Below are 7831 nucleotides of genomic sequence, written 5' to 3'. Positions count from 1 at the left end.
CGCCGTGAGGGTGGCTTCCGCGGTGGTGACCGCGAGGGCGGTTTCCGTGGCGGTGAGCGCCGTGAGGGTGGCTTCCGCGGTGGTGACCGCGAGGGCGGTTTCCGTGGCGGTGAGCGCCGTGAGGGTGGCTTCCGCGGTGGTGACCGCGAGGGTGGCTTCCGTGGCGGTGAGCGTCGCGAGGGCGGTTTCCGTGGCGGTGAGCGTCGCGAGGGCGGCTTCCGCGGCGGCGAGCGCCGTGAGGGCGGATTCCGGGGTGGCGAGCGCCGCGACGAGCGGCGGGAGCGTCCGGAGGCGGAGGGGGAGCGCACCCAGGCTCCGACGCTGCCCGACGAGATCGTGGCCACGGACCTCGACAAGGACGTCCGGGCCGAGCTGCTGTCGCTGGCCAAGCCGGTCGCCGAGACGGTCGCCCGACACCTGGTGGCCACGGGTCAGCTGATTGACGAGGACCCGGCGCTGGCGCTGGCGCACGCGCTGACCGCCCGTCGGCTGGCGTCCCGGATCGCCGCCGTCCGCGAGGCGGTGGGCCTGGCCGCGTACCACGCGGGGGAGTGGCAGACCGCGATCGCGGAACTGCGCACGTACCACCGGATGACCGGGCTGCAGAGCCACCTGGCGGTGCTCGCGGACTGCGAGCGGGCGTTGGGCCGGGCGGAGCGGGCGATCGACCTGTTCCGTGGCGCGGACCGGGAGAAGCTGGACAAGGCCGTGGCGATCGAGCTGCTGATCGTGGCGGCCGGCGCGCGCGGCGACCTCGGCCAGAAGGACGCCGCGGTGGCCATGCTCCAGGTTCCCGAGCTGACCACCGAGGTGGCCGAGCCGTGGACGGCCCGGCTGCGCTACGCGTACGCCGACGCGCTGCTCGCGGTCGGTCGTCGCGAGGAGGCCCGCGAGTGGTTCTCCCGGGCGACCGACGTGGACACCGAGGGCGAGACCGACGCCGCCGAGCGCCTGCTGGAGCTCGACGGTGTGGTGATCGAGGGTGACGAGGAGGACGAGGAGTCCGTCGAGGCGATCGCCTCCGGTCCCGGCGCCCCGGGTGCGGTGCCGGCCCGTCCGGACGCCGACCTCACCGGTGTGACCGAGCCCGCCGACCGCGACGACGACGGGCAACGGGACGAGGCCGGGAGCGCCGACGAGCGGGACGAGGCCGGGAGCGCGGACGTGCCGACGGACGACCTGGCCGACGACGAGCTGACCGACGACGAGGCGCGCGCTGTCGCGGCCGGTCCCACCGCCGACGGCACCGGGACCGACGTCACCGACGCCGCCGCCCGTGGCGAGTCGGCCGGCACCGGCGAGTCGGACGTCCCGCAGCGATGACGACGGACGCCGGGGAGCGGCTGGTCGACGGGTACGCCCTGGTCGTGTTCGACCTGGACGGGGTGATCTACCTGATCGACCGGCCGATCCCCGGCGCGGTCGAGGCGGTTGGCCGGCTGCACGCCGAGGGGCGGGCCGTCGCGTACGCGACCAACAACGCCTCGCGCCGGTCCAGCGAGGTGGCCGACCTGCTCACCGGGATGGGCGTCACCGCCCGGCCGGAGGAGGTGCTCACCTCCGCGGCGGCCGCCGCCGAGCTGCTCCGCGACCGGTTCCCCGCCGGCGCCGCGGTGCTGGTGGTCGGTGCCGAGGCGCTGCGGGCCGAGGTCCGCGCCGCCGGGCTGACGCCGGTGTCCCGGGCCGAGGAGTCGCCGGTCGCCGTCGTGCAGGGGTACGGGCCGCAGGTCGGCTGGGTGGACCTGGCCGAGGCGTCGGTGGCCGTACGCGGCGGGGCGACCTGGATCGCCACCAACACCGACCGGACGCTGCCCAGCGGTCGGGGGCCGCTGCCGGGCAACGGCGCGCTGGTCGCCGCGCTGCGGACCGCGCTCGGGCGGGACCCCGACCTGGTCGTCGGCAAGCCCGAGCCGGCGCTGTTCGCCACCGCGGCCCGCCGTGCCGGCGAGGGCCGGACGCTGGTGGTCGGCGACCGGCTGGACACCGACATCGAGGGCGCCCGGCGGGCGGCCCTGGACAGCCTGCTGGTGCTCACCGGCGTCAGCGACGTGGCCGAGCTGCTCGCCGCGCCGCCGGAGCGCCGGCCGACGTACGTCTCGATGGACCTCGCCGGGCTCTTCGACCCGGCGGCGGTGGTGCGGGTGCCGGGCTCGGCGGACGCCGACGGGTGGTCGGTGGCGTCGCGGGACGGCGCGCTGGAGTTGTCCGGGGCGGGCCGCCCGCTGGACGCGCTGGCGGCGCTGTGCGCGGCCGTCTGGGCCGGGGACGCGACGCGGGTGCGTGCCGGGTCGACGGCGGCCGGGCAGGCGCTGGCCGCGTTCGGTCTGTCCGCCTGAGCGGTCCCGCCTGTCGGCCCGAGCGTCTCGCGACCCGGTTCGGCCACGGCGGTCGGGCCGCCCCGGCCGGGGCTCGGAGCAGACCACCCTGGCCGCGGCTCAGAGCAGCTTGCGCAGCTTCATCAGGTCGAGCGGGTTCGCCTTGATCGACACCCGCCGGGACGTGACCGCGCGGGTGATGTCGAGTTCGCCGCGGACCAACGCGAGCAGGTCGTCGCTGCTCGTGCTCAGCGCGATCTTCGCCTTCGGGTCGTCGCCGTCGGCCAGGTCGACCAGGCGTCCGTCGGCGAGCCGGCCGTGGAAGGCCGTGTCCAGGTCGGTGATCCGGCAGGCCAGCGTGCGGTCCAGGTCGATCCGTTCCCGCACCGTCTCCGCGTTGCGCTCCAGCCGGGCGGCCAGTTCCTGCAACGCCTGCCGGCACTCGTCCACGCTGGCCACTGTCGCCCCCTCGCCGTTCGCCACGCCGTCCCCGGCACCGTACCGCACGGGGCGTCGCGGGGTGCCCGGTAGCGTGACACCTGCACACCCCCGCCCCGCGGAAGGACACAGGCATGCAGGACGCGTGGCGCGCCTACCTCGAGCTGGCCATGGGCCTGACGGAGGCGCCCCGGAAGAAGGCCCAGGACGCGGTGCGCCGCCTCGTCGGCTCGGGCGGGGCGACCGCCGGCCAGTTGCAGGCGCTCGCCGAGGAACTCGTCTCCACCGGCGCGGCGAACCGGGAGGCGCTGACCAAGCTGGTCCGGTTCGAGGTCGACCGGGCGCTCGGGGCGGTGGGGCTCGCCACCGCCGACGAGGTCGCCGAGCTGACCCGCCGGGTGCACGATCTGGAGCGCCAGCTCCGGGAAGCCAGGACCACGCTCGCCACCCCGCCCGCGGCCCCCGCCACCCCGCCTGCGGCCGCCCCGGGTGCGGCCGAACCGGCCGCACCCCCCACGGCCGGGCCGGGCGCGCCCGTCGTGGCGCAGGAGGCGGCCAAGAAGGCCGTGGCCAAGAAGGTGGTCGCCAAGAAGGCCGTGGTCAAGAAGGCGGTGGCCAAGAAGGCGGTGGCGAAGCGGGCACCGTCGGCCGTCGCCCCGGCCGAGGGCAGCCAGGTCGAGCAGGCCAAACCCGCGACGGCCCCGGGCACCGACGTGGAGCAGGCCGGGCCGGTGACGGCCCAGGGCGCCGACGCCGGGCCGGCCCGGCCGGTGAAGAAGGCGGCCGCCCGCAAGCAGCAGCCGGGCGGCGAGGCGTGACCCGCCCCGCGCCGGCCGGGAGCGGGTCTTGACCGGCCCCCACCGCCCCGGCCCGCCGCAGGGTGCCCGCCCCGGCCCGCCGCCCGGGGTCCGGCCGGGCCCCACGCCGGGACCGCGCCCGGGGCCGCCGCCGCGACCCGAGCCGCTCGACGACCTCGACGAGGCACGCCACCCCGCCGTCGACGCCGCCGTGCGCGCGATGGCCAACGCCGCGACGCTCGCCCCGGCCGACCAGATCGCGCAGTACGAGGCGGCGTACGAGACGCTGCGGGAAACCCTCGCCACCATCGACCAGGCCTGACCGGACCGGAGAAGAACCACGCATGGCACGTCGTAACCGGCTGGACGCCGAACTCGTCCGCCGTGGCCTGGCCCGCTCCCGGGAGCAGGCCGCCGCACTGGTGGAGGCCGGCCGGGTCCAGCTGCGCGGGGTGCCCGCCCGCAAGCCCGCCGCGATGGTCGACCCCGCCGACCCGCTGCTGGTCACGGGCGAGGACCCGAGCTCGGAGTACGTCTCCCGGGGCGGGCACAAGCTGGCCGGCGCGCTGGCCGCGTTCGCCCCCGGCGGGCTGCGGGTGGCCGGCCGGCGCTGCCTGGACGCGGGCGCCTCCACCGGCGGCTTCACCGACGTGCTGCTGCGCGCCGACGCGGCCGAGGTGGTCGCCGTCGACGTCGGCTACGGGCAGCTCGCCTGGCCGCTGCGCAACGATCCGCGCGTGCGGGTCTTCGAGCGCACCAACGTCCGTACGCTCACGCCGGAGACCATCGGAGGGCCGGTCGACCTCACGGTCGCCGACCTGTCGTTCATCTCGCTGCGGTTGGTGCTGCCGGCGCTGGCCGGCTGCACCCGGCCCGACGGCGACCTCGCGCTGATGGTGAAGCCGCAGTTCGAGGTCGGCAAGGAGCGGGTCGGCGCCGGCGGGGTGGTCCGCGATCCGGCGCTGCGCGCCGAGGCGGTGCTCGACGTCGCCGCCGCGGCGGCGCGGCTCGACCTCGGTCTGGCCGACGTGGCCGCGAGCCCGCTGCCGGGGCCGAGCGGCAACGTCGAGTTCTTCGTATGGTTACGCCGGGACGCACCGCCGGCCGACCCGGAGCGGGTGCGTGCCGTGGTGACCGCCGGGCCGCAGGGCCCGATGCCGTCCGGCGACCTGCCGGACACGGCGACGGAGGAGGTGGCCGGGTGAGCGAGCAGGCGAGCCCCGCGGTCGCGGCTGGGCCGCGCGGGTGCGGGTGCCGGGCGGGCGCGACGGGACGGCCGTCCCGGTGAGCCGCACCGCCCTGCTGGTGACCCACACCGGCCGCCGCCGCAGCACCGAGCACGCGCGGGCGGTGGCCGCCGACCTCATCGCGGCCGGTTTCGAGGTACGGGTCGTCGCCGAGGAGGCCGACGACCTCGACCTGCCCGGTGTGGTGCCGGTGACCGGCCTGGAGGCGGCCGAGGGCGCGGAGATCGTCTTCGCGCTCGGCGGGGACGGCACGTTCCTGCGCGCGGCCGAGCTGGCCCGGCCGGCGAAGGCGCCGCTGCTCGGCATCAACCTCGGCAAGGTCGGGTTCCTCGCCGAGGCGGAGATCGACGACCTGGACAGCGCGGTGCGGGACGTGGTGGACCGTAACTACACCGTGGACGAGCGGCTCACGCTGGACGTGACCGCCGAGTTCGACGGCGGGCCGACCGTCGAGTCCTGGGCGCTCAACGAGATCAGCGTCGAGAAGGGCGAGCGCGCCCAGATGCTGGAGCTCATGGTCGACGTGGACGGCCGCCCGCTGTCCCGCTACGGCTGCGACGGCGTGGTCTGCGCGACCCCCACCGGCTCGACGGCGTACGCGTTCTCCGGCGGCGGGCCGGTGGTGTGGCCCGAGGTGGAGGCGCTGCTGCTGGTGCCGATCAGCGCGCACGCGCTGTTCAGCCGGCCACTGGTCACCGCGCCCACCTCCACGTTCGCCATCACCGTCGACCCGTTCACCACTCTCGCCGTTTTGTCCTGCGACGGCCGGCGCGTCTACGACCTGCCGCCCGGGGCCCGGGTCACCGTGCGGCGCGGCGCGCTGCCCGTGCGCATCGTGCGGCTGCGGGACCGTCCGTTCACCGACCGGCTGGTGGCGAAGTTCGACCTGCCCGTGCACGGCTGGCGCGGCAACCGCCGCTGACGCCCCCACCGGGGGCGGCGGCTCTCGGCTGAGGTCGCGCCGGTGGCGGCTCCCGGTGGCCCGCCGCTGGCCGTCGTGCCCGCGGCGGCCCGCCGTTGACCGTCGTGCCCGTGCGGCCCGCCGTTGACCGCCGGCGGGTCCCGGCGGGGCCGGTGGTGACCGGCCTCACCGGGCCGCCCAGGGCGGTGGTGACGCGGGGCGCGACGCCCCGGTACGCCCGCGCCGGCTGGTCAACTGTCGGGGGCCGCGTCTACTGTCGGGGGCTGTGCTGGAAGAGCTGCGCATCACCGGACTGGGCGTCATCGAGGACACCACGCTGCCGTTGACCGGCGGCATGAACGTCATCACCGGCGAGACCGGTGCGGGCAAGACGATGGTGGTCACCGGCCTCGGCCTGCTCTTCGGTGGCCGGGCCGACGCGGGGCGGGTCCGGGCCCAGCCCGGGCGGGCGGTGGTCGAGGGGCGGCTGCGCCTCGCCGGGCGGGTCGCCGCCGCGGTGCACGCCCGGGTCGTCGACGCCGGCGGCGAGCCCGACGAGGACGGTTCGGTGCTGCTCAGCCGCACGGTCACCGTGGAGGGCCGGTCCCGGGCGCACCTGGGCGGGCGCAGCATGCCGGTGGCCATGCTCGGCGAGGTGGGCGAGCAGGTCGTGGCCGTGCACGGCCAGTCCGACCAGTTGCGGCTGCTGCGCCCGGCCGAGCAGCGGGCCGCGCTCGACCGGTTCGCCGGCCCGGAGCACGAGAAGCTGCTCGACGCGCTGCGCGAGGCGTACACCCGCTGGCGCGCCGTGGTCGACGACCTGGCCGACCGGCGGCGCAACGCCCGCGAGCGCAGCCAGGAGGCCGACCTGCTGCGGCTCGGCCTGGACGAGATCACCCGGGTCGACCCGCAGCCCGGCGAGGACGACGAGCTGAAGGCGGAGGCGCAGCGGCTGGAGCACGCCGAGGGGCTGCGCACCGCGGCGCAGCTGGCCCACCAGTGCGTGGCCGGCGGCGTGGAGGCGGCCGACGAGACCCCCGACGCCACGGCGTTGCTCGGCACCGCCCGGCGCACCCTGGAGGCGCAGGCGGGCACGGATCCGGCGCTCGGCGAGCTGGCGGGGCGGCTGGAGGAGGCCGCGACGCTGGTGGCGGACGTCTCCGCCGAGCTGTCGGCCTACCTCGCCGCGCTCGACGCCGACCCGGCCCGGTTGCAGGCCCTCTACGAGCGCCGGGCGGCGCTGCGCGCCCTGACCCGCAAGTACGCCGACGACGTCGACGGCGTGATCGCCTGGGCGGAGCGGGCCCGCACCCGGCTGTCCGACCTGGACACCTCCGACGAGTTCCTCGACGAGCTGGAGCGGGAGTCGGAGCGGCTGGCGGGCGAGGTGGCCGACCTGGCCGGCCGGGTGTCGACGTCCCGACAGGAGGCGGCGACCCGCTTCGCGGAGCAGGTCACCGTCGAGCTGGCCGGTCTGGCCATGCCGCACGCCCGGATCGAGGTGGCGGTGCTGCCGCGGCCGGCCGGCCGTGCGGAGCCGAGCCTGCCGGTCAACGGCACCGAGGTCGGCGTTGGCCCGGACGGCGGCGACGAGGTCGAGCTGCGCCTGCTGGCCCACCCCGGCGCGCCCGCGCTGCCGCTGCAGCGCGGCGCCTCCGGCGGTGAGCTGTCCCGGGTGATGCTCGCCATCGAGGTCGTCTTCGCCGGCTCGGGCGGGCCGCCCACGCTGGTTTTCGACGAGGTGGACGCCGGGGTCGGCGGCCAGGCCGCGGTGGAGATCGGCCGGCGGCTGGCCCGGCTGGCCCGCAGCCACCAGGTGCTCGTGGTCACCCACCTGCCGCAGGTCGCCGCGTTCGCGGACCGGCACCTGGTGGTGGCGAAGGACACGGGCGGGGCGGTCACCACGAGCGGGGTCCGGGTGGTGGAAGACACGGAGCGCGCCCGGGAGTTGGCCCGGATGCTCGCGGGTTTGCCCGATTCCGACCTGGGTATCGCGCATGCCGAGGAGCTTCTCGCCGTGGCGGCCCGGGAAAGGCGCCCGTGAGGTCGGCGATTGTGAGCACAGGCACACCGGCCTGCGCGCTAGTGTGCTTCCCTGGGTAGGCGGCCCTGCTCAGGCATGTCGCGACAGAA

9 protein-coding genes are annotated in these 7831 nt (G+C 76.9%); 7 read left to right on the top strand and 2 right to left on the bottom strand.

Annotation, left to right across the window (positions count from 1 at the left end; genetic code table 11):
• Positions 1-417, bottom strand: a 417-nt coding sequence (locus tag ACFY23_RS29880; protein WP_350819471.1) for a hypothetical protein, incomplete at its 3' end; no start/stop codon positions are given.
• On the opposite strand from ACFY23_RS29880, the gene ACFY23_RS29875 reads away from it, so the two are divergent.
• A complete protein-coding gene (locus ACFY23_RS29875; RefSeq protein WP_387038562.1) occupies positions 376-1323 on the top strand; it encodes a Replicase polyprotein 1ab in 948 nt (315 codons plus the stop codon). The two genes, ACFY23_RS29880 and ACFY23_RS29875, sit on opposite strands and share 42 nt — an antisense overlap.
• Positions 1320-2336 (top strand): HAD-IIA family hydrolase, encoded by a 1017-nt coding sequence (locus tag ACFY23_RS29870; RefSeq protein WP_350686179.1) that lies wholly within the window; start codon positions 1320-1322, stop codon positions 2334-2336. Before ACFY23_RS29875 ends, ACFY23_RS29870 begins: the two co-directional genes overlap by 4 nt.
• Positions 2337-2435: 99 nt before the next feature.
• Here the strand turns inward: ACFY23_RS29870 and ACFY23_RS29865 are convergent, their stop codons facing one another.
• Complete coding sequence (locus ACFY23_RS29865) at positions 2436-2774, bottom strand: SCP2 sterol-binding domain-containing protein (RefSeq protein WP_350686192.1); 339 nt, start codon at positions 2772-2774, stop codon at positions 2436-2438.
• A gap of 113 nt (positions 2775-2887) precedes the next feature.
• Here ACFY23_RS29865 and ACFY23_RS29860 point away from each other — a divergent pair, with 113 nt between their 5' ends.
• From ACFY23_RS29860 to recN, 5 genes are all read left to right on the top strand, one after another.
• Positions 2888-3571: a hypothetical protein gene (locus ACFY23_RS29860; RefSeq protein ID WP_350686180.1), complete on the top strand. Its 684-nt coding sequence runs from the start codon at positions 2888-2890 to the stop codon at positions 3569-3571.
• A gap of 28 nt (positions 3572-3599) precedes the next feature.
• A complete protein-coding gene (locus tag ACFY23_RS29855) occupies positions 3600-3872 on the top strand; it encodes a hypothetical protein (protein WP_350686182.1) in 273 nt (90 codons plus the stop codon).
• A 22-nt stretch (positions 3873-3894) separates the two neighbouring features.
• The gene (locus ACFY23_RS29850) at positions 3895-4755 is read left to right on the top strand and encodes a TlyA family RNA methyltransferase (RefSeq protein ID WP_350686184.1); all 861 of its coding nucleotides are present in this window, start codon (positions 3895-3897) and stop codon (positions 4753-4755) included.
• A gap of 79 nt (positions 4756-4834) precedes the next feature.
• Complete coding sequence (locus ACFY23_RS29845) at positions 4835-5719, top strand: NAD kinase (protein WP_350686185.1); 885 nt, start codon at positions 4835-4837, stop codon at positions 5717-5719.
• Between the two features lie 265 nt (positions 5720-5984).
• Complete coding sequence (recN, locus tag ACFY23_RS29840) at positions 5985-7742, top strand: DNA repair protein RecN (RefSeq protein ID WP_350819469.1); 1758 nt, start codon at positions 5985-5987, stop codon at positions 7740-7742.
• The last annotated feature ends 89 nt before the right edge of the window (positions 7743-7831 follow it).

This window comes from Micromonospora sp. NPDC000121, assembly GCF_042899165.1.
In the GTDB taxonomy this organism is placed as follows: Bacteria; Actinomycetota; Actinomycetes; order Mycobacteriales; family Micromonosporaceae; genus Micromonospora.
This window is presented reverse-complemented; position numbering and strand designations above follow the sequence as displayed.